The 22,794-nt window shown below is 43.1% G+C and carries 16 protein-coding genes; 12 read left to right on the forward strand and 4 right to left on the reverse strand.

The window, feature by feature from the left end; all coding sequences use genetic code 11:
• The first annotated feature begins 471 nt into the window (after positions 1-471).
• The 5 genes from RCH20_RS10995 (at position 472) to acnD (ending at position 8,793) form a co-directional block, all read left to right on the forward strand.
• A complete protein-coding gene (locus RCH20_RS10995) occupies positions 472-1,518 on the forward strand; it encodes a LysR family transcriptional regulator (RefSeq protein WP_327193609.1) in 1,047 nt (348 codons plus the stop codon).
• Between the two features lie 266 nt (positions 1,519-1,784).
• Positions 1,785-3,074, forward strand: coding sequence for an NRAMP family divalent metal transporter (locus RCH20_RS11000; RefSeq protein ID WP_327193610.1), 1,290 nt, complete (start codon positions 1,785-1,787; stop codon positions 3,072-3,074).
• Between the two features lie 530 nt (positions 3,075-3,604).
• On the forward strand, positions 3,605-4,498 hold the full coding sequence (gene prpB, locus RCH20_RS11005; protein WP_327193611.1) for a methylisocitrate lyase: 894 nt from the start codon (positions 3,605-3,607) through the stop codon (positions 4,496-4,498).
• 96 nt (positions 4,499-4,594) lie between these two features.
• On the forward strand, positions 4,595-5,725 hold the full coding sequence (gene prpC / locus RCH20_RS11010; RefSeq protein ID WP_209957427.1) for a bifunctional 2-methylcitrate synthase/citrate synthase: 1,131 nt from the start codon (positions 4,595-4,597) through the stop codon (positions 5,723-5,725).
• A 422-nt stretch (positions 5,726-6,147) separates the two neighbouring features.
• On the forward strand, positions 6,148-8,793 hold the full coding sequence (acnD, locus tag RCH20_RS11015; protein ID WP_327193624.1) for a Fe/S-dependent 2-methylisocitrate dehydratase AcnD: 2,646 nt from the start codon (positions 6,148-6,150) through the stop codon (positions 8,791-8,793).
• A 226-nt stretch (positions 8,794-9,019) separates the two neighbouring features.
• Here the strand turns inward: acnD and RCH20_RS11020 are convergent, their stop codons facing one another.
• Together RCH20_RS11020 and RCH20_RS11025 are read right to left on the reverse strand one after the other, a co-directional pair.
• On the reverse strand, positions 9,020-9,310 hold the full coding sequence (locus tag RCH20_RS11020; protein ID WP_209957429.1) for a type II toxin-antitoxin system RelE/ParE family toxin: 291 nt from the start codon (positions 9,308-9,310) through the stop codon (positions 9,020-9,022).
• A gap of 17 nt (positions 9,311-9,327) precedes the next feature.
• Entirely contained in the window at positions 9,328-9,549 is a 222-nt protein-coding gene (locus tag RCH20_RS11025; RefSeq protein WP_209957431.1) for a TA system antitoxin ParD family protein, read from the reverse strand.
• 147 nt (positions 9,550-9,696) lie between these two features.
• On the opposite strand from RCH20_RS11025, the gene prpF reads away from it, so the two are divergent.
• The 5 genes from prpF (at position 9,697) to RCH20_RS11050 (ending at position 16,061) form a co-directional block, all read left to right on the forward strand.
• Entirely contained in the window at positions 9,697-10,929 is a 1,233-nt protein-coding gene (gene prpF, locus RCH20_RS11030; RefSeq protein ID WP_327193612.1) for a 2-methylaconitate cis-trans isomerase PrpF, read from the forward strand.
• A 215-nt stretch (positions 10,930-11,144) separates the two neighbouring features.
• On the forward strand, positions 11,145-12,998 hold the full coding sequence (locus RCH20_RS11035; protein ID WP_209957435.1) for an ABC transporter ATP-binding protein: 1,854 nt from the start codon (positions 11,145-11,147) through the stop codon (positions 12,996-12,998).
• Positions 12,999-13,134: 136 nt separating this feature from the next.
• Positions 13,135-13,728, forward strand: coding sequence for a GNAT family N-acetyltransferase (locus RCH20_RS11040; protein ID WP_327193613.1), 594 nt, complete (start codon positions 13,135-13,137; stop codon positions 13,726-13,728).
• Positions 13,729-13,755: 27 nt separating this feature from the next.
• Positions 13,756-14,319, forward strand: a complete 564-nt coding sequence (locus RCH20_RS11045; RefSeq protein ID WP_209957441.1) for a GNAT family N-acetyltransferase — start codon at positions 13,756-13,758, stop codon at positions 14,317-14,319.
• A gap of 227 nt (positions 14,320-14,546) precedes the next feature.
• Positions 14,547-16,061, forward strand: coding sequence for a bifunctional 2-methylcitrate dehydratase/aconitate hydratase (locus RCH20_RS11050; protein WP_209957443.1), 1,515 nt, complete (start codon positions 14,547-14,549; stop codon positions 16,059-16,061).
• Between the two features lie 99 nt (positions 16,062-16,160).
• Here RCH20_RS11050 and RCH20_RS11055 read toward each other — a convergent pair whose 3' ends face one another.
• Positions 16,161-16,901, reverse strand: a complete 741-nt coding sequence (locus RCH20_RS11055) for an SDR family oxidoreductase (RefSeq protein WP_209957445.1) — start codon at positions 16,899-16,901, stop codon at positions 16,161-16,163.
• A 261-nt stretch (positions 16,902-17,162) separates the two neighbouring features.
• Positions 17,163-18,671, reverse strand: coding sequence for a nucleobase:cation symporter-2 family protein (locus RCH20_RS11060; RefSeq protein WP_209957447.1), 1,509 nt, complete (start codon positions 18,669-18,671; stop codon positions 17,163-17,165).
• A gap of 604 nt (positions 18,672-19,275) precedes the next feature.
• Between RCH20_RS11060 and RCH20_RS11065 the strand changes: the two genes are divergently transcribed.
• Entirely contained in the window at positions 19,276-20,658 is a 1,383-nt protein-coding gene (locus tag RCH20_RS11065) for a DUF2868 domain-containing protein (protein ID WP_327193614.1), read from the forward strand.
• A gap of 288 nt (positions 20,659-20,946) precedes the next feature.
• Positions 20,947-22,731: a DUF3482 domain-containing protein gene (locus RCH20_RS11070; RefSeq protein WP_327193615.1), complete on the forward strand. Its 1,785-nt coding sequence runs from the start codon at positions 20,947-20,949 to the stop codon at positions 22,729-22,731.
• Positions 22,732-22,794 lie beyond the last annotated feature (63 nt).

Consider the following 22,794-nt stretch of genomic DNA (forward strand, 5'->3'; position numbering starts at 1 on the left):
TGATCCTCTGTCGGGTACAGTCTGATTTTATGGGCTTTAAGGATTTGTTTGCTCATATAGAAGTTGTTTGTCATTGGCGGTATAATTATTAATTATTATAACAAATACACCAAATAGTAACCCAAAAATACGCATTCATCCCACTACTTTAGAAGTAGGGGAATTCTGCGCCGAGGTGTTAAAATTACGTTATGATACTGATTTTTTGCTAAAGTGTAACGGCACTGTACTTAGATAATATAATTGGCTGGTCGCTTACCTTCAAGCATAAACAGTATCAACAGCTGTAATTATGCGATAAGCAGCAAAAAATAGTACTAATTATAGTCAATAAAAAATAATATCGATACATGACCTACTGCTGGCATACGTTTTTCTTGCTTGCTGTGCCTACGCAGACAGAGGCTGCAAAAAGCTTGTACCAGCAGTACCGTTGCGTTTTTAAGGTATTTTAACTATAGGTAGTAATACATGGATTTAAAGCAACTTAATGCCTTTATTGCCATCGCTGACTTAAGAAGCTTTAGTGCTGCGGCAACCACAACGGGTTTATCACAACCTACCCTGAGCCGTTTGCTTAAACAGCTTGAGACTGATATGGGCGTGGTACTGGTCGATCGCTATCACAGACCACTACATCTAACAGCAGCGGGGGTTTTCTTCTACGACAAGATCAGCGCGGTACTAACAGAGCTTGAAACTATTACTAGTATGACGCAGAGGCTATCCACACCCAGCACCGTACTAAATATTGGCTTTGTACCATCCGTGCTATATGGCTTACTGCCAGAAATCATTGCAACCTTAAAACTGCATAACGCCAATCAGAACACAGATCTTGAGGTCAACCTCAAAGATATCAGCTCCTACCAACAGATTGATGCGCTTAAAACGGGTGAAATTGATGTCGGTTTCGGTCGTTTTGCACATCAAGATCCCTGGATACAACAAATACTGTTGCGCCACGAGCGCTATGTAGTCGCACTTCCTAAAGCCCATCCCCTTGCCCATGTTGGGGAACAACGTTTGATTGACTTGGCAAATAATCGCTTGATCTTATATCATCAAACGCACTTGCCAGCGCATAGTACGACTGTTAATGCACAGCAAATACAGACCGCTCAGATCAATAGTGCTGTTAATGAAAATAAGCCTAGTCTGGATAATGAGTCAAACATAACAAATACCAATTTAGCAAACGCAGTCACAGAGCCCTTACTGTATTTATTTGCTCAATACGGTATTGCGCCCCTGATGACCTCTAAAGTTAGTGATTTACAAGTCGCCCTTGGCTTGGTTGCCGCAGGTGAAGGCATTACCTTAGTACCTGCCAGCCTACAAACCGTTCGGACAGATCAGATTAGCTATCAGCGACTGGTTCACGAAAACGTCACCTCCCCTATTTATTTACATACCCTAAAGGACTTTGTGCATCCTAAAGTTCCTGATCTTCTCAATGCCATCTACCAGGTATATGAAAAGCGTGGCATTACCTACCGTCAGCAGCAATTTGTTTAACCAATATAAACATAAACTATTAAGTCAACATAAGCTTATCAAGTACTGCTAACAGATACTTTAAACCCTAAAATAACGATTAATGATGACATTAAAAAACGCTAATAATAATGCAAATAATCATTATCTCGAATGGCATCGGTATGCTAAAGTCAGGCCGTAATTAATAGCTCCGTAGCCATTAGTTCATAATTTTGCTGTACTGATTACTGGCGAGCGCTCACAGGTAAGTGACAACATGCCGCTTTAACTATTTTGAGGTATTCATGACCACACAACAGCTCAACAAATCTAATAATAGCGCTGACCACTCAACTGGCGCCGCACAAGAAGGCTTCAGTTGGCGCATTTTTGGCCCTGGTATCTTGATGGCAACGGCTGCTATTGGCGGCTCACATTTGATTTCATCGACCCAAGCAGGCGCACTTTATGGCTGGCAGTTGGCCATTATGATTATTTTGGCCAACCTTTTTAAATATCCGTTTTTTCGTTTCGGCACTGATTATGTGTACGATACTGGCGAAAGCTTGATTGCAGGCTATGCCAAACGTTCTAAAGCTTACTTATGGATCTACTTCATCCTGTCTATGTTGTCAGCAGTGATTAGTACTGGTGCGGTATCGTTAATTGCAGCGGTAATCCTAGGCTTTATGTTACCGGCTTCCGTCGGGCTTTCAACCATTACTCTAGCGCTAATAGTCACTGCCGTATGTTGGGTGTTTTTAATAGCCGGTCATTACAAGCTCCTTGATGGAGTGACCAAATGGATTATGATTGCGCTGACTACCACCACAGTTGCGGCAGTCATTATTGCGGCTGGTAAGCCTACGGTTATGGCGGTTGACTTTGTGGCAGCCTCCCCCTGGAACTTAGCTACTTTAGGTTTTATTGTGGCACTAATGGGCTGGATGCCGGCACCGCTTGAGTTTGCTGCTATTACCTCGATGTGGACCTCAGCAAAAAGAAAATCTGACAATACTACCAAACGTCAAGGTCTACTAGATTTTAACCTTGGTTACTCAATCTCTGCTATTTTGGCGTTATTTTTCTTAGCACTGGGTGTTTTTGTACAGTATGGTTCAGGTCAAGAGATTCAGATTGCTGGCGGTGCTTATATCGATCAGCTCATTAGCATGTATACCAATACCATTGGTGAGTGGTCAAGGTTGCTGGTCGCCTTCGTGGCCTTTATGTGTATGTTTGGCACTACCATCACTTGTGCTGATGGTTATGGGCGTGCCAATGCCGAATGTTGGCGCTTGTTAAAAGGTCAAGATGAGATCAATAAAAAGCAGATCGCTTTTTGGACCACTTATGCCATTGGTGGCGGGCTGATAATCATCACTTTCTTTACTGGACAGTTAGGCACTATGCTCAAGTTTGCTATGATATCGGCATTTCTTTCGGCCCCTATCTTTGGTTGGTTAAACTACTCGTTAGTAAAAAGCCATCAAAAACTTTCGGTAGGCATGAATGCATTGTCAATTGCCGGTTTAATATTCTTAGCGAGCTTTGCGTTATTATTCTTAGCCAACCTTGCCGGGCTGTTTGGTTAAAATTTTTCAAATTAAGTGCTTTTTAGTTGAGCTCTTGTTGGTTGAACAACTGATTTCTTAAAAGCATAACCAACAACCGCATAGTTTAAGGCCTCAATAGCTCGGTTATTGAGGCTTTTTCATTGTCGATATTTCTTTTGAATGTTTTACCTATGAGTCTTGTTTCAGGATGCCAGTTCGGTGTGCGAGTAGAGTCAATTAACCACAAATTCGTTATGGCTATAGATTAATTTAAGGTTATGAAATACGTATTAGCTTTATTTTCTTGCCTCTAATTGTAACCAAATGTAAAAATAATGGCCTAATATAGTGGCTTATTTTATGTATATGAATAATGGGCCGGCTGAGCTACACATTAATGGATATTGCTATTCAAATAATAAATAGTTTAATTATAACTATATTGAGTAATTAATTATAATAATTAGTAGAACTGAAATGCTTCTTTGAAGTTCCAAGTAATTAGGTATAATCAGAGTCAACAAAGAATTAATAACGATAAGACAAACCCTCTACAAAAGGATTTTTACATGACATCGCAATCAGCTGGTGCTCGTTTTCGCAGCGCACTTACCCAACAAAATACTAACAATCAACCGCTACAAATTGCCGGTGCTATTAACGCCTATACGGCCATGATGGCGACTCAAGTGGGTCATCAAGCCTTATATCTTTCTGGTGCTGGCGTGGCTAATGCGTCATTTGGTTTACCTGACTTGGGTATGACCAGTCTTGATAACGTCTTAGAAGATGCTCGCCGGATTACTGATGCCGTTGATACCCCACTATTGGTTGATATTGATACCGGTTTTGGTGGCGCGTTTAATATCGCCCAAACCGTTAGAAAAATGGAAAAAGCGGGCGTTGCAGCAGTACATATTGAAGACCAAGTGGCACAAAAACGCTGTGGTCATCGCCCTAATAAAGAAATCGTTAGTATTTCAGAGATGGTTGATCGTTTAAAAGCAGCCCTTGATGCCAAAGTTGATAAAGACTTTGTGGTTATGGCGCGTACTGATGCGTTATCTGTCGAAGGTCTTGACGCTGCTGTTGAGCGCGCGGTTGCCTTTCAAGAAGCCGGTGCTGATATGATTTTTGCTGAAGCATTAACCGATATTGAAATGTACCGTAAGTTTACAGATGTGCTAGATATTCCTGTACTGGCCAACATGACTGAATTTGGCCAGACTGATCTTTACACCACTGATCAGCTATATGGCGTTGGTGTGAACATGGTGCTGTACCCGCTATCTGCATTCCGTGCGATGAACAAAGCCGCGCTCAATGTTTACCAACATATCTTATCTGATGGCACGCAAGACAAGGTCGTCGATACCATGCAGACTCGTATGGAGCTATATGACTTTTTGAACTATCATGAGTTTGAGCAGACTTTAGACAAGCTGTTCGCTGGTAACAAGTAAACCGTATCTTTTACAGCTTTACAGTTACCTCTATTACTTAGCATCATGGCTTAAAACAATCACTTAACAACACGCTACCACCAAAAGGAATTTATCATGGCAGCAGTACAAAAAGAACTCTCAGGCGCAGGCCTACGCGGTCAAGTCGCTGGCAAGACCGCTTTATCTACCGTTGGCAAATCAGGCTCAGGTCTAACTTACCGCGGTTATGATGTGTCAGAACTAGCAGACAAGTGCATCTTTGAAGAAGTCGCTTATCTTTTACTCTATGGCAATCTGCCTACTCAAAGTGAGCTTGATGCTTATCAAACCAAGCTTAAAGGTTTACGTGGACTATCACAGCCGCTAAAAGATGTGCTTGAACGTATTCCTGCTGACGCACATCCGATGGATGTATTGCGTACGGGTTGTTCTATGCTGGGTAACCTTGAGACTGAAATGAGTTTTGACGAACAAAACGACCAAGCAGATCGTATGTTGGCGGTTTTCCCATCAATCATTAACTACTGGTATCGCTTTACCCATGATGATGTGCGTATCGAAACTGAAACTGACGATGACACCATGGGCGGACATTTCTTACATCTGCTTAAAGGTGAGAAGCCAAATGAGCTACATACCAAGGTGATGAACGTATCCCTTATTTTATACGCTGAGCACGAATTCAACGCCTCAACCTTTACTGCACGTGTTTGTGCCTCTACCCTATCTGATATCCATTCTTGTATTACCGGCGCGATTGGCTCACTACGTGGTCCTTTACATGGCGGCGCTAATGAGGCGGCTATGGATATGATTGAAGGCTTCAGCTCACCTGATGACGCTGAAAAAGAAATGATGGCCATGCTGGCGCGTAAAGATAAAATCATGGGCTTTGGCCATGCTATCTACACTGATTCTGATCCCCGTAACGTGGTTATCAAAGGTTGGGCTGAAAAACTAGCGGCAGATGTTGGTGATGATGTACTTTACCCAGTATCCGTACGCTGTGAAGAAGTCATGTGGCGCGAGAAGAAACTGTTCTGTAATGCCGATTTCTTCCATGCGTCAACGTATCATTTCATGGGTATACCCACCAAGCTGTTCACGCCAATCTTTGTTATCTCGCGTCTAACAGGTTGGGCTTCTCATGTATTTGAGCAACGTGCCAATAACCGTATCATTCGCCCAAGTGCAGAATATATCGGTGAAGAATTACGCTCAGTACCAGATATGAGCGAGCGTTAATATATAGAATTTTATCTGCGCTAGAACAAGCGATTGTTTCACTATAATCTGCTTGTTCTAGTATTTGGTTTGAAAAGTTTAGCCTTGTAGGGTGAACTCTATCATATCAATAATAAAATTATAACCAACGTCAGAAAATCCTATTTAAAGGATTTTCCTTGCAAGTCTAACAAAGCAATGCTTTGTTTTAACGACTTTCAGGTGTGCTCTGCGCACCCTACACTTACTTTCAATTTTCAAAAAGTTTTTTTAGCAAAGCCTGCCAGCGTGACTGATGACTATCACGTTAATGACAGCAACATTTAGAACAACAACGGCATAACAATGATTTTGCTAAAAGAATCACCCTTTCTTATTGAACTTAACCCTCAGTTTAACCAGCTAACCGCCAAAGGTAACCTATGGACAACCTAATTCAGCCCATGAATGAGCAATTTAAAAAGCCACTACCCGGTACTGACCTGTATTACTTCGATACCCGCGAAGCCGTCGAGAATATCGAAGTGGGCGCATATGACAAACTACCATACTCATCAAAAGTACTGTGCGAAAACTTGGTTCGTCGTTGTACGCCAAAAGACTTGACCGCCGCATTGACCCAGCATATTCAGGGCAAGCAAGATCTTGATTTTCCTTGGTATCCTGCTCGTGTGGTTTGTCATGATATTTTAGGTCAGACCGCCTTTGTTGACTTGGCTGGACTGCGTGATGCTATTGCTGAGCGAGGTGGTGATCCCTCTCAAGTTAACCCTATCGTTCCCACCCAATTGATTGTTGATCATTCGTTGGCAGTTGAACATGCCGGCTTTGAAGAAAATGCCTTCGAGAAAAATCGGGCGATTGAAGAGCGCCGTAACGATGACCGCTTTCACTTTATCAATTGGTGCGAATATGCCTTTGATAACGTCAACGTCGTACCGCCTGGTAACGGCATTATGCATCAAATTAATCTTGAGAAAATGTCGCCGGTCGTACAAGTGGCACAAGGTAAAGACGGCTATAAGGTTGCCTTTGCTGACACGCTAGTGGGTACTGACAGTCATACCCCCATGGTTGATGCCCTAGGTGTCATCTCTATCGGTGTTGGCGGTTTGGAAGCTGAAAGTGTGATGCTAGGCAACCCCTCATATATGCGCCTGCCAGATTTCGTTGGGGTTAAGCTCAGCGGTAAATTGGAAAAAGGTGTTACCGGTACTGATTTAGTCTTGGCCATGGCTGAGTTCTTACGCAACGAAGGCGTGGTTTCTACCTATATCGAATTCTTCGGTGATGGTGCACGCCAGCTGACGGTTGGTGATCGTGCTTCTATCTCTAATATGACCCCAGAATATGGCGCCACAGCAGCGATGTTCTATATCGATGAGCAGACCATCGATTATTTACGCCTAACAGGTCGTAGTGAACCGCAAATAAAATTAGTCGAACAGTATGCCAAACAAACGGGCCTATGGGCTGATGGCATGGAAAACGCCGAATACGCGCGCGTGCTTGAGTTTGACTTATCAGCAGTAGTCCGTAATCTGGCGGGTCCTTCGCGTCCCCATGCACGAGTTTCAACCACTGATTTGGTTGCCAAAGGTATTGCTCACGGCGCTGATGACAAGTTACCAGAACCAAAAGAAGGCATGATGCCAGATGGTGCGGTTATCATTGCTGCCATTACCAGCTGTACCAATACGTCTAACCCACGCAACATGGTTGCGGCTGGCTTGGTTGCCCGTAACGCCAATGCGAAAGGCTTATTACGCAAATCTTGGGTAAAAACATCACTGGCCCCTGGCTCTAAAACCGTAAAAATGTACCTAGAAGAAGCAGGTCTGATGTCTGAGATGCAGCAAATAGGCTTTGATGTGGTCGGCTTTGCTTGTACGACCTGTAATGGTATGAGTGGCGCGCTAGATCCTGATATCGAAAAAGAAATCATTGATAATGATTTATTCACTACTGCTGTATTATCGGGTAACCGTAACTTTGATGGACGTATCCATCCTTACGCCAAGCAAGCATTCCTAGCGTCACCGCCCCTGGTTATCGCTTATGCTATCGCCGGTAACATTCGCTTTGATATCGAAAAAGATTCATTAGGCCAAGACCAAGAGGGCAATGAGGTTTACCTAAAAGACATTTGGTTCGACGATGACGAAGTCGATGCTATCGTGGCAGAAGCAGTGAAGCCTGAACAGTTCAATGCTGTTTATATCCCAATGTTTGATGAGGCCAAAAAAGACACTGGTAAAGCCTTAAGCCCATTATATAACTGGCGTGATCAGACTACTTATATCCGCCGTCCGCCCTATTGGGAAGGAAAGATGGCCAAGAAAAATGCGCTAACTGGTATGCGCCCATTAGCGGTACTTGGTGATAACATCACCACTGATCATATGTCACCATCGAACGCTATCTTGGGTGATTCAGCGGCTGGTGAATATCTTGACACCATGGGTTTACCTGCCGAGGATTACAACTCGTATGCGACTCATCGCGGTGATCACTTAACCGCTCAACGTGCAACTTTTGCCAACCCTAAATTGCTCAATGAAATGGTACGCGATGGCAATGACAGCAGAAGTGGTGAGGTGATTCAGGGCTCACTTGCTCGTGTTGAGCCTGAAGGTCAGGTTATGCGTATGTGGGAAGCGATTGAAACCTACATGAACCGCGAACAGCCTTTAATTATCATTGCAGGTGATGGCTATGGTCAAGGCTCAAGCCGCGACTGGGCTGCCAAAGGTGTACGTTTAGCTGGTGTGGAAACAGTGGTTGCTGAGGACTTTGAGCGTATTCATCGTCAAAACTTAGTGGGTATGGGCGCCCTACCGCTACAGTTTGAGAAAGGCGTAAATCGTCATACCTTAAATATTGATGGCTCAGAAGTGTTTGATGTGACCGGTGAAGTGTCTGCTGGCGGGCTTATGACTTTAGTCATTAACCGCACTGATGGTAGCAAAACTGAAGTACCAATCATTTGCCGCTTAGATACTGCTGATGAAGTCAAAATGTACAACGCTGGCGGTATGCTCCAACGCTTTGCCAAAGAGTTTATCGATGGTACGTTAGATATTGCTTAAGCGTTTAGTTTGCTAGTAATGTAAACAATAAAAGAGCTGGCGTTGTATATATGGTTTATATGACACTGGCTCTTTTTTAACTTTAGTTGCAAACAAACTAATGGCTTAATGGAAACACTTTACTTATTAAAGTCGCCTGCTAATGTCGCGCATCTTGCTAAATCTATCGATCAAGCTATTGTACATGCGCCATCTGATATTGACATTAATCATGAATAAATAAGAATCATAAAGATAATTTTAGATCACGATAAAAGTTTTCATGTGTACCTATTAGCAATAGAGTTAACACCAGCTGGCCGTTGTCAATTTGATATGCTAGTAGTGTCAACTGCTTCATCATCTTAAATTTATAGACCTGTACAGTGGATAGGTCACCAGTTTTTTGAATTCCTAAACTAGGATTGCCAGCGATGGCGCGCACGGCATCATCAAGGTCTACTTTTTGATTTTTATGCAGTTTTTTGACTGCTTTTTTGAAGCTGCTAGATTGAACAATACGCAAAGGTTGGCTCATGATTTATCCAAAATAGTCTATCCAAACTCGTAAGGCTCGACCATATCAGCATCAACCTCTGCTTGAGCTATTAATAATTGGCGTACGAACTCATAAGATAGATCAGGATTGTCTTCCATAATTTGGCCGATAGTTGCCCAATGTTCGATTTGTTTAGGGGGTGTTCGGTGATGTGCCTTTGCGATTGCCGATGCTTTATCGACCAATGCTCGGTCAAGTCGAATGCTTGCTGTTGCCATGATGCTCTCCTAAATTAGCTAGGTTAAGTTTAAAAAATAAGCAAATTCAACGGCTTATGCTTTTGTGGTATTTTACCACAGATGTCAATTATTTACGAATCTCATCAAGAAAACAGGTTAATAAACCCATAAAAAGGACTTCTTCTAATGACCCAATCAAATAATAACCCAAACACCAATTTCGCCCCGCAAATATCTGTCTCTGCCACCTATATGCGTGGAGGCACGTCAAAAGGCACCTTCTTTAAACTCTCTGACTTACCTGAGCGTTGCCAAGTCGCTGGCGAGTCGCGTGATAATTTCTTATTACGTGTTATCGGCAGCCCTGATCCTTATGGCAAGCAAATCGACGGCTTGGGTAATGGCAGTTCTAGCACTTCAAAAACCGTCATTCTATCTCCAGCAGATAGCAATGACTATGATGTCAATTATCTGTTTGGTCAGGTCAATATTGCCAAGCCCATGATTGACTGGAGTGGTAACTGCGGTAATCTAACGGCAGCGGTGGGCGCTTGTGCCATTAATATGGGTTTAGTAGCTGCTGACCGTATTCCTGAAAATGGTATTTGTGCAGTACGTATCTGGCAAGAGAACATTGGTAAGACTATTATTGCTCACGTTCCTGTCTATACAGACGACAATCAAAAGGTTCAAGTACAAGAAACCGATGATTTTGTGTTGGATGGCGTGACCTTCCCTGCTGCTGAAGTCAAAGTTGAGTTTATTGATCCCGTAGATGGTGACAGTGCTATGTTTCCTACTGGTAACTTAGTCGATGAATTTACCGTGCCTAATATTGGCAGTTTTGAAGCGACTTTCATTAGCGCCGGTATTCCCACTATTTTCTTAAAGGCCGAAGATTTAGGCTTAACCGGTACAGAGCTGCAAAGTGATGTTAATAGCGATACTGACTTACTGACCAAGCTTGAAACTATTCGCGCCCATGGCGGGGTGGCGATGGGCTTATTTTCTGATATCAGTGAGGCGCAAACTCGTCAGCATACCCCAAAATTAGCATGGGTAGCTCAAGCTAGCAGCTATACGGCCTCTAGTGGCAGTGAGGTCTCTGCGGATGAGATTGATTTAGTAGTTCGGGCGATGAGTATGGGACAGTTGCATCACGCTATGATGGGCACAGCAGCAGTAGCGATTGCAGCAGCAGCAACGACCCAAGGCACCCTAGTCAATCAAGCAGCAGGTGCTGGCCAATCCGAAAAACAGCTGTCTGAAGTGCGCTTTGGTCATCCGTCAGGAACGTTATTGGTTGGCGGAAAAACAGAACAAGTTAATGGGCGCTGGCAAGCTAAGAAAGTCTCTATGAGTCGTTCTGCGCGTCGTATCATGGTTGGACAAGTTTTTGTACCAGCGGACTGCTTCTAAGCTGGGACTAAGTTGCAATAAGGTCTTTTTTATTAGCCAAAAATTCAGTAGGAATATCTAAAACAGGCATTCTTACTGAAGACCGTATTAAATATGATTAATAGAAGATTTTAAACTCTAAATCGAACACACCAGCCAAAAAATTTAACAAGTTTAACGCTTCAAAATCGTTAGATTTGTTTTAACATAACCATCTAATTTTTTATATTACGTTTATGCCAAACTCTAGCCAACCCCGACGTATACATCTAGACAAAAAGCCACCAGTCAAAAAAACTGAGCGGAGGGCCTTGCTGTGGGATATTCTCAAAAAGCTGGCGGTATTTGCCGCGCCTTACAAAACTTTAATTATCTTCACGCTGATTTTGACAGTGCTTGGCTCCTTTACCGCCCAAGTCAATGCTTTTGTATTGCGTTATACCGTGGATACCCTGACTGAGATTGCGACCCTACCCGACCCTTGGGAGGCAGGTTTGCGAATGCTAGGCATCATCAGTGTTGTCTTGCTAACTAAAGAAGTGTTATCAATATTCATCTCTTTTGGACAGCGCTACTTTGGTGAAAAAATTCGTATTAACCTATCACGCGATTTATCACAGCGCATTATCGAGCGCATCCTTACCTACCGCATGGCGTTTTATACCAGTAGCGAAAATGACAGTGGCAAGTTACAAACCCGTATCGATTACGGTGTCAGTAGTCTCACAAGCTTAGTGCAAAACTTCTTTATTGATATGTTACCTTTGTTTGCCAGTGCCTTTGTATCGCTGATTATTATGTTTTCGACCAACTTTTGGATTGGTCTAGTTGGTCTTATTATCATACCGATATATTTCTTTATCAGTCAAAGACAAGCGCGGCGCTTACAAGGCTTTCGGCGGCAGATGCGCGGCTTTAGGGAAGCCAAAAGTGGCTTGGTAATCTCACTTATTAACTCTATCAGTGTGGTTAAATCTTTCGTTCGCGAGGTGATTGAAGCGGATAAGCACTTAAACATTCAAAAAGACATGACTGAAAACCAGCTTAGGATTCGCAGTATTGGTTTCATTTATGACGCGGTAAAAACCTTTATTGAGCAAATTGGTATCGTGGTTATTATCCTACTGACCGCCTACTTTGTATTAAAGGGCGAAATGACCATCGGTATGATTTTATTTCATGTGATACTTTTTCAGAACGTCGCGGCGCCTATTCGCCAATTACACCGTATTTATGATCAAATTAATAATGCTTTGACCTATGCTGAAGGCTTTTTTGAGATTTTAGAAGACGACCAACAAGTTGAAAATATAGCAGGGGCGAGTAGCAAAGGCTTAAAAGGTCACATCGAACTCAAAAATGTCGACTTTACGTATCCTAACGGTACTCAAGCTTTGCAAGATGTTAGCTTTAGCATCAAACCCAATCGTATCACAGCGCTTGTGGGCTTAAGTGGCGCTGGTAAGAGCACTATTATTAGCCTGTTGGTTAAATTTTATGAGCCAAACGCTGGCAAGATATATCTAGATGGACGCGATCTGGCAGAATACGACACCCATGAATTACGTCAGCAGGTTGGTTTGGTACTACAAAAAAATCATATATTTTCAGGTACGATCGCTGAGAACATCCGCTATGGTGACATGCATGCTAGCGATGATGAAATCTTCACTGCCGCAACCAAAGCCTCAATTCATGAGCAAGTCATTAAGTTGCCTGACGGCTATGAGAGCGAGGCCAATTCATTATCTGGTGGTCAACAGCAGCGTATTGCCTTGGCAAGAATGTTCTTAAAAGATCCACCGATTGTGTTTTTGGATGAACCGACGGCTAGCCTGGATGCGATTGCCAGTCAACAGATTAAAAGAAGCCTCGATTTGATTAAAAAAAACCGCACGGTGATTATGGTCTCGCACAATATTGCCCAAATTATTGATGCCGATGACTTGGTAGTAATAGAAAACGGCCAAGTGGTCGAGACTGGAACGCACGAAGAGTTATACGCACAACATGGCAAGTATTTCGAGATATTTAATGCCATGTCTGATAGTTTGAACTTAGATAAAATCACTCAAACCTTAAACGGTTAGCAAGCACTTAAGTCGTTATAATGGCTGCTTATCATATTATCATGCCGAGCTATGTATTCAGTTATATATCTAGCTATGTATATTCTATCTATATCTATTATCCACTATCCACTAAGTCGTCAGAAGCTATTTAACTATGACCTATGAATTTTCTATAAAAACTTTTGATGAGCTGACGTCAGTCGACCTTTATCATATTTTAAAATCTCGCTCGCAGGTATTTGTGGTCGAGCAAAATTGTGCTTATCAAGATATTGATAACCTTGATCTTGATTGTCTGCACTTCATCGCTCATAAGGATGAGGCGCTTATAGGCTATTGCCGGATTATTGCGCCTGAATTTAATACCATGGTTGCTCATAGCTCAGTGAGTGCTCTAGGATCAATGTCTGCAATTGGCAGAGTGTTAGTATTGCCAGAATATCGAGGTGATGGCTTGGCACGCGCAATCATGATCCATGCCATCAAGTATTGCCGTAAAAAATACGCTAAGAAACCGATTGCCATCTCAGCACAGACCTATTTAATCAACTTCTATGAATCTCTAGGGTTCGTTCCCAATGGTGAGTTTTACCTTGAAGATGGTCTTGAACACGTTAATATGACGCTACACCTACTCAAAAAAGTCAAGGTAGAAAAGCCGGGTTCCCCTGTGACCAGCATCTTAACTTTTCTGCTTTTAGTGCTCGCTCTTTCGTTCATCGCAGGTTTGGTTTATTTAATGCTTTAGTCGTCTAATTAGTGAGAACCCAAAGCTATGCCAAGTACTACCACTCCAAACACGAAACCTTTATTACTATCACCACCATCATTATTGTCAGTCGTATGGCAATTAACCTCCTTTGCTGAGCTGAGTGCTTATCAGATCTATAACATCATTCAAGCGCGTGAACAGGTCTTTGTCAAAGATCAGGACTGTTCTTATATTGATGCTGATGGTTTAGATTTTGAGGCGCTGCACTTATCCGCTTATCAAGGTGATGCTGAGAGCGAAAGTATTGCCCCACAGCTATTGGCTTACTGCCGAATACTGATGCCAATAAACTTTGATAACCACGATATACAGCAGCATTCAAACACAAGCCATCCACGTATCGGTAGAGTATTGGTATTAGCGGATTATCGCGGTTATGGGCTGGCACGTGAGCTTATGATTAGGGCAATTGACTATTGTCACCTTCAATTGCCCAAGCAACCGATTCATATTTCGGCCCAAACCTATCTAATCGAATTTTATCAATCGTTGGGTTTTATCTGTGATGGGGTAGCCTTTGAAGAACAAGGCATCGAGCACATTCATATGAGTTTAGACAGTCTATAAGCTTATAAGGCTGAACAAAATGCCTAGCAACTCAAACGCTCACCATACTGCTGGCTAACCGTCAACAAACTGAGCCTAGTTGTACACTCTCCTACTGTTGTTTTATAGCGAGTGTGTTACCTTATTAGGTAGTAATGATTGCCAAGAATGACGGTAAAGTGGTAGCTGTAAATTAACAATCATAAAGCAGTAGGTAGGATACCTCACTTAAGACAAAGGACATGACTATGACAAACGCCCAAAGGACTACTGTAGAAAGTAACGTCCGTCCAGAATATGACGACGAAATTCAAAAAATCGCTGACTATGTCCTAAATTACTCTATAGATGAGGACTCTCCAAACAGAGAGGTGGCATGGAATACTGCGCGTCATTGTCTGATGGATACCCTTGGTTGCGGCCTACTTGCGCTGCGATTCCCTGAATGCACCAAACATTTAGGACCAAGTTGTGCCGATCAAATCACCCCTAATGGTGCGCGTGTCCCCGGCACCTCCCATCGACTTGATCCTATTAAGGCCGCTTTTGATATTGGTTGCATGGTGCGTTGGCTCGATTACAATGACACTTGGTTGGCTGCTGAGTGGGGACATCCATCAGATAATTTAGGCGGTATTTTGGCGGTTGCAGACTATATCAGTCAGCAAAACGTCAGCCAAGGACGTGCGCCACTAACTATGAGAACGGTACTTGAGGCCATGATTATGGCCCACGAGATTCAAGGAATATTGGCATTAGATAACTCCTTTAACCGTGTTGGTCTCGATCATGTATTCTTAGTCAAGCTGGCCTCAACTGCAGTGGTGGCCAAATTATATAACTTGCCACGCGAACGCATTATGGCGGCTTTATCGCAAGCTATTGTCGATGGCCAAGCACTACGCACCTATCGTCATAGTCCCAATGCCGGTAGCCGAAAATCATGGGCGGCAGGTGATGCCACTAGTCGAGCGGTGCGCTTGGTAGACTTTACTAGACGGGGCGAGATGGGAATACCTAGTGCCTTGACCGCACCGCAGTGGGGATTTTATGATGTACTATTTAGCCATACCAATAAGGACCTAGCCCCTAAGTCTGCAAGCGATCGACACTTTACCTTTCAACGAGACTTTGGCAGTTATGTGATGGAAAATGTCTTATTTAAGATAAGTTTCCCAGCTGAGTTTCATGCACAGACCGCCTGCGAGGCCGCCGTAATTTTGCATCCACAAATCGAAGGTAGAATTGATGATATCGATAAAATTGTACTGACCACTCATGAATCAGCAATTCGAATCATCTCAAAAGAAGGCCCGCTAGCCAATCCGGCTGATCGTGACCATTGTTTACAGTATATGGTTGCTGTGCCGTTGCTTACCGGTGATCTTATGGCAGAAAACTACGAGGATGACTATCATGCTCAGCATTCATCAATCGATGAATTGCGGCGCAAAATGTTTGTAGAAGAAGACGCTCATTATTCAATAGATTATCATGACCCCAGCAAGCGCTCAATTGCTAATGCCATCCAGATATTCTTTAAAGATGGTAGCAGCACGGACAAGGTAGCGGTTGAATATCCTCTCGGCCACAAACGCCGCCGTGAGGAAAGTATTCCGATATTAGAAGCCAAGTTTCATGCCAGTCTTGCCACTCGGTTTATAGACAGTCGTTGTGAAGCCATTGCCAGGCTATGTGACGATCAAGCGCAATTAGAGCAAACGCCAGTGAATGAGTTTATGGATATGTTTGTCATTAACTGATTAGTATTCATAAACGCTACTGGCGCACGAGCCACTCTTTGTTTGGTGAGTGTTATGGAATGCTTGGGCTGTATAGACATAGACCCAAGTTATCAACATTTACCAGGGTATCGACTCACCTGACCAATCAACGAAACTTCCTGATTGGTCAGCGGTCATGCTGGCAAGTACTTCTAATAGGCATTCAGCGCTATAGGCTGGCGAGAACAGGTGTCCATCCGCGACATTACTTTGAAAGGGAGCAGACAGCTGGGTATTTACTGTACCTGGTTGCATGACCACTACACAGACATTTTTGAGTGAACGTCCCCATTCGATACTTAGGTTTTTCATACCCATATTTAGCGCCGTTTTACTCATCCGGTAGCTATACCAACCGCCCATTTGGTTGTCACTGATACTGCCCACGCGTGCTGAGATAGTCGCAAATATTGCAGGCTTGTCAGCATCGCGCTCAGCCTTAGTTAATAAGGGTTTTAAATGCTTAGCAATGAGTAATCCAGCTAAAGCGTTCACTTGCATGTTGTATAAGAAAAAGTCAGTCTCAACTTGTCTGAGCGCTTTTTCTGGCTGTGAGTGCTCGGTATGGAGTAGCCCCACGCAGTTAATCACCCAATCAATATGCGGGCTCTGTTGTTTAATAACATCGGCTGCCTGCTTGATGCTGTCTTCATCGCTTACGTCCATTTTTAGCCAATGTAGATTGTCCGCTTCAAAATCAGGGACACTTCTATGATAAGTGGCAAAGACCTGATTACTGGTGCTGTTTACCAGTTGCTTAACCATTGCTTGGCCGATACCGCCGGTACCGCCAATGATAAGATACGTTTTATTGCTCATACTAACTCCTTGTCTTAAAACCAATTATCAATTAGTAACTCCATCAACCACTACTCTCATACTAAGCGTAATAAGCCAACTGACCATTCATTCTAAGTTGCATTAATGTGCTGGTTATTTATTATGGCTACTTTTTTACATCTTTACCAATTTAGTTTAGTCAACTGGCCCATAAAAAAAGCCACCTAATGAGGCAGCTTTTTTGTTCTGAGTGTCGATCACATTTTCATATAATTATTTTTCACTACTGGCAAGCAAAAGTTAATGGTGAGCCGCAGCTTTTGGTGGTATCTCTTCACCTTCTAATGCCACTACCGCAATCTCATTGCCTTCAGCATCATATAGCTTACCTTCAGTGAAGTAATCACCTTCAGTCAAATCTAAGAGCACAGCATGACGTACTGAGCGGTCTTCTGTTCCTGCCACAAATACGGACTGATTTTCTGAATTACCTATCTTTAAATGGTTGAATAATAAGTTTAGGGCGATGGCCATAATCGCAGCAGAGCTGATGCCTGAATGGAAAATAGTCGCAAACCAGTCTGGGAATTGATCGTAAAAAGATGGCGCGGCAATCGGTAACATACCAAAACCGATAGAGGTAGCCACAATGATTAGGTTCATATTATTAGAGTAGCTGACTTGTGCTAACGTACGTATACCACTGGCAGCAACTGTACCAAATAATACAATGCCTGCACCGCCTAAAACAGCAGTCGGAACGGTGGCAATCACCCGTCCCATAATAGGCATCAAGCCTAAGACTACTAAAATAATACCGGCATAGGCTACTACGAAACGGCTTTTAACACCCGTTACCGCAACCAAACCCACGTTCTGTGCAAAAGCACTTTGAGTAAAAGAGCCGAATATTGGGGCAATCATACTTGCTGCCATATCGGCACGTAGACCATTACCTAAACGTTTTGAGTCGACCTTAGTATCAATAATATCACCAACTGCCAAAATATCTGCTGAGGTTTCTACTAAAATAACCAACACTACAATAAACATAGAGATGATGGCGGCCAGCTCAAAGGTAGGTGCGCCAAAATGGAAGGGTGTGGGAAAGGCAAAAATAGAACCGGTGGTAATACCAGAGAAATTGACTAGGCCGAAAGCCCAAGCCGCAGAGGTGCCGATGACCATAGCCAGCAAAATTGATAAGCGACTGATGGCCGCATTACCCAACTTGCTTAGCAGTAATACCATCAACAAGGTAAAGCCTGCCAGACCAATATTAGTCACGCTACCAAATTCAGGTAAGTTACTATTGCCACCCATTGCCCAGCGCGCCGCTACCGGCATTAAGGTCAAACCGATGGTGGTAATGACCGTACCAGTTACCAGGGGTGGGAAAAACTTAATAATTTGGGAGAAAATAGGGGTAATCAAAAAGCCAAGGGCAGAGGCCGCAATTACCGCACCAAATACCGAAGATAGCCCGCCCCCTGAGGTCACAATCGCCACAACAGTCGCGACACTGGCAAAAGACACTCCCTGTACCAGTGGCAGCTGACAACCAAAGAATGGTACACCTAGGGTCTGTAATAATGTTGCAAGACCACCAATAAATAAAGAGGCGGCAATCAATAAGCCAATTTCAGCTGGTAGTAATCCAGCCGCTTGTCCAACAATTAGTGGTACAGCAATGATGCCACCATACATGGTGAGTACATGCTGAAAGCCATAAGCAATATTGGCGACAACACCCAGATTTTCATCTTCTGGCCGTGCAAATGTCGGTTGAGAGGTGGGTTTCATATCCATGAATAAACGTGCTCCCTGCATGTTATATTTTTAATATGTCTGACTGACACATTATTAGTAGTGTAGAAATAAATACGAATAGTTTGAAAATAGCTTAATACTTAATACATAAGAAGAATTTTTTCCGGCGTTACTATAAAAAGAGCAACCGTAGTTCCCAATCAGGAATAGGATGCAACATTGATTGATGATTAGGATTTAAGGTTATAGAGAGTGTAGATAGCCCGCTATTTATGATGCTTTTTCTGTGTAAATGGTCTGAATGTCACGGACAGCTGATACAGGAGCATCAAAACCGTGTGCTACTATTATTGTAAATCTTGAGTTAACACGTGAGTTATTTGCGGTTACTATTTTTTTAGTTATGATAGTCGGCTTATCTCGCACTTTTAGCATAGCGCGTATTTATAATAACTGCTAGTAATTTTTTGACCAAATGGTCAGGTTTTTGTTTTCTTTGTCAAATTACATCCATTTACACATAGGTATTAGCAAAAAATATGGACATTCTGTAATGATTATTTACTTTAGATCTGCAATATTATAGCCGTTAAATAGTCACTTACCATTCAACCTAACGCTTTTATACGGACATTAACCTACCATGCTATCACCCCAAGACCAATTGACTGAGCTGGTACGAGCCCTTGAGACTCAGCAGCATGTCTTTGCCACTGATCCACTACTAATCACTGAAAAGCTGCAAACAGAAAAAGGCACGCCTACCCAAAAGTTGCATCGCCGCGCATCAGGTATTGATAGTAATGGCGCACTGACAAGGGTGCTAGGTAAGATTGATGGGCGTATCAAAGGCATCATAACGGTCATGAGTATCGTATGGTGTGTGTCAGGGTTCTTGGGTTTGTTTACCCTGCTACAGGCCAATGTGATCAACTTTTTTTATGTGTTGGTGTGCTTGCTCGGCTTTCATACGATTATGCTAGTTAGCTGGCTAGTATTAACTTTGGTTAATCGAGGTAAACAATCTTCAAACTGGTTTGCAAGTTTTGTCAGCCCAAGCCACCTTATTCGTGGTAAAGACGATATTACCCAAGCGGCGGTGGGCCTATATGAACGACAACTTCAGCATAGTGGCATGCGCTGGTATCTGGGTAAATTCAGTCATCAGCTGTGGCTTGCCACCCTAACCGGCATGTTGTGCGCGATTATATTTTTGTTGATTGTGCGCCAATATAGTTTTAGCTGGGAATCGACTTTACTATCGGATCGAGCACTGATTACACTTACCCATTTGCTCGGCTGGTTGCCTAATATGGTAGGATTTGATGTGCCGGATAATGCCGCTATTGTACAAAGTCGGTTGGTGACGGATGCCCTGCCTTTATCAGTGGCTAGGCAGTGGGCAAGTTTATTGGTCGGTAGTCTGCTGATGTATGGCATCGCACCGCGTGCCATCGCATGGTTGTTTTGTGCACTAATATTTAGCCGTAAAAAAATGCGTTTAGATATCAAGCTACCCTATTATCAAAAGATTTTGAACTTTTGGCAGCGTCAAGTGGTGGATGCGGACGACTTCACCGAGATCACCGCACCTGTGGCACCAAAAGCGACCGTAAGTGCAGGCGAGAAGTTGGTCGCCTTGCTAGAATATCCTTCTGATATAGAGCAATGGTGGCAGATAGGTGTTGAGCATTTAGATAATAGTGATCATAAAATAGAAGACTTTGGTATCGTCGATGATCGCGATGATATGATGCGTTTAATAACTTATCTAGATCAAAATCCCGTACAAGTACTACTCGGAATTAATAACAAAGCGTTGCCTGATCGAGGTACGTTGCGCAAACTGGATCAAATTGCGACTCATGCTAGGCACGGCCTGATTGTGCAACTACTCAATGATAAAAATACTGATACTTCTGCAGCAGAAGGGTCTCTGATCCCAACCTCACCACCGGCAGTAAGGCAGCAACAATGGCAAACCGTACTCGCTGCTCGGAAAATAGGCTTGGTCAATAATCAATAATTTTTTGATGATAAACTTTTAATTTATTATTAAGTTAGCGCTAAATTGTCGTCAAATGACTGGTATTTAAAATATTATAGACACTACTAAGTAACATGTGCATACAACAAATGTTAATTAATCAAAGCTTTAGCCTTATATTAAGGGAGCGAAGATGTAAAACAACAGCAGACAAGTGACGATAAGTTATGGCAATATCAGATGATAGCAATAGCTCAATGAATTTAGGTGAGTACAGTCAGACCTTAGTTGAATAAAATTTCAATATTAATAACGTAAGACACCATTATGAATCATGATAATAATAAAAATATTGACGTCAATAACCCCAATCTGCAAAAAAGTCTTTTTGCAGATAAAGCTTACGATGCACCCTCTGAACCAAGTCAGGTATTATTGGCATCGGGAGATACAGATACCCTCAACCAAAAGCCCTTTAACCAAGAGCCCTTAAGCCATGAATCGACTGTTAGTATTAACAAAAACCAAGATAAGGTCTATACCATTGATAGTAGTTATTCTTCATCATCAATAACTGAACCTGTGGCGCGCAATAAAAAAACGATTGCCAGTGGTGAGCCATTAAAACTAGCGGTTGTTGGACATACTAATACTGGCAAGACTTCAGTATTGCGCACCCTACTACGTGATGTTTATTTCGGTAAGGTTAAAAATGAAGCAGCGACTACCCGCCATGTTGAACGTGCCCAACTGACTGACAGTCAAACGGGTGAAGTATTGGTGGCGTTATATGATACACCTGGGTTAGAAGATGCTTCCGGTCTGATGGATTGGCTGGAAGATAATACGGCCAGTCGTCGAGACGGTATTGAGCGTTTACAACAGTTCTTGGCAGCCGACATTGCGTCTGGTATTGCGTCTGGGTCTACAGGTATTGATACATTGGATACTAATGACGGTTACGGCTACCACGATTATAGCCAAGAAGCTAAGGTCGTTAGGCAACTGCTGGCGAGTGATATGGCTATTTATGTGATTGATGCGCGTGAGCCGGTACTTGGTAAGTATAAGGATGAATTGGCTATTTTGTCGTGGGCTGCGATTCCAGTGATGCCTGTATTCAACTTCACAGATAGCCAAGACGCCAATATCGATCAGTGGCAGACCATGCTGGCACGTCGTAATCTACATATTTCAACACGTTTTGATTCGGTGGCGTTTGAATTTACCGATGAGATAAGACTGTGGCAAAACTTGGCTGCCATGCTTACCCATGCCGAAATGCTCGAGCAGCTAATGCAACGCCGAGCTGAAGACTGGGCACAGTTATATGATGAGGCCAATATTATCATTGCAGATTTTTTATTAAATATTGCCGCCTTTGTGCGTGAGATCAACAATGACGACGACCCATTACCCGTATTACAACAAATGCAAGAAGCGGTACGCCAAAGCGAGCGTACCATGCAGCATCATTTATTAAATCTATACAAGTTTTATGACAATGCCGCGGCAGCAACGCCGCTTGAATTGCCAGCTTATCAGCAAGACCCCTTTGATCCTGAGTTGCTCAAAAGTTATGGTATTCGCACTACTTCAGGGGCGGCGGCTGGCGCGTTATTGGGATTGGGGTTTGATGCTGCAGCCTTAGGGACTACCTTAGGACTGGGTGCGATATTAGGCGGTATCGCCGGCGGGCTATTGTCCAATACTAGTAGTCTCGCCGATAAAATAACAGGGGTAAAGCGCTTATACATTGACCCTGCTACTTTAACGTTACTGGCCACTCGTGCTATAGATCTACTTACCGCCCTACGTCACCGTGGCCATGCGGCTACTGATGCGACCCAAATGTTATATAGCACTGAGCAAGCTGACGCTCAGAAAACCAGTGGCCATGACGATACTCACTATATTGATGGTAGCGCGACTCAAAAGACTCTCTGGCCAACCCATAAGCTACCAAGTGAGCTCAAAAGAGCGCGCGGCAAGCCGCAATGGTCCTCATTAAATAGCGGTAAATCTGAACAAGCACAAAGCTTACGTATGGACGCGGCCTGGTCGCTATCACACCAGCTAGAAACCTATGAGCTAGAAACTCATGAGCTTTAGACCTACAAAATTGAGACCACTATGTTTGAACGCCCATAAGTTGACGAGTTGATACTAGAGTAA

Origin of the sequence: Psychrobacter sp. PL15 (assembly GCF_035984995.1) — a bacterium.
Taxonomy (GTDB): domain Bacteria; phylum Pseudomonadota; class Gammaproteobacteria; order Pseudomonadales; family Moraxellaceae; genus Psychrobacter.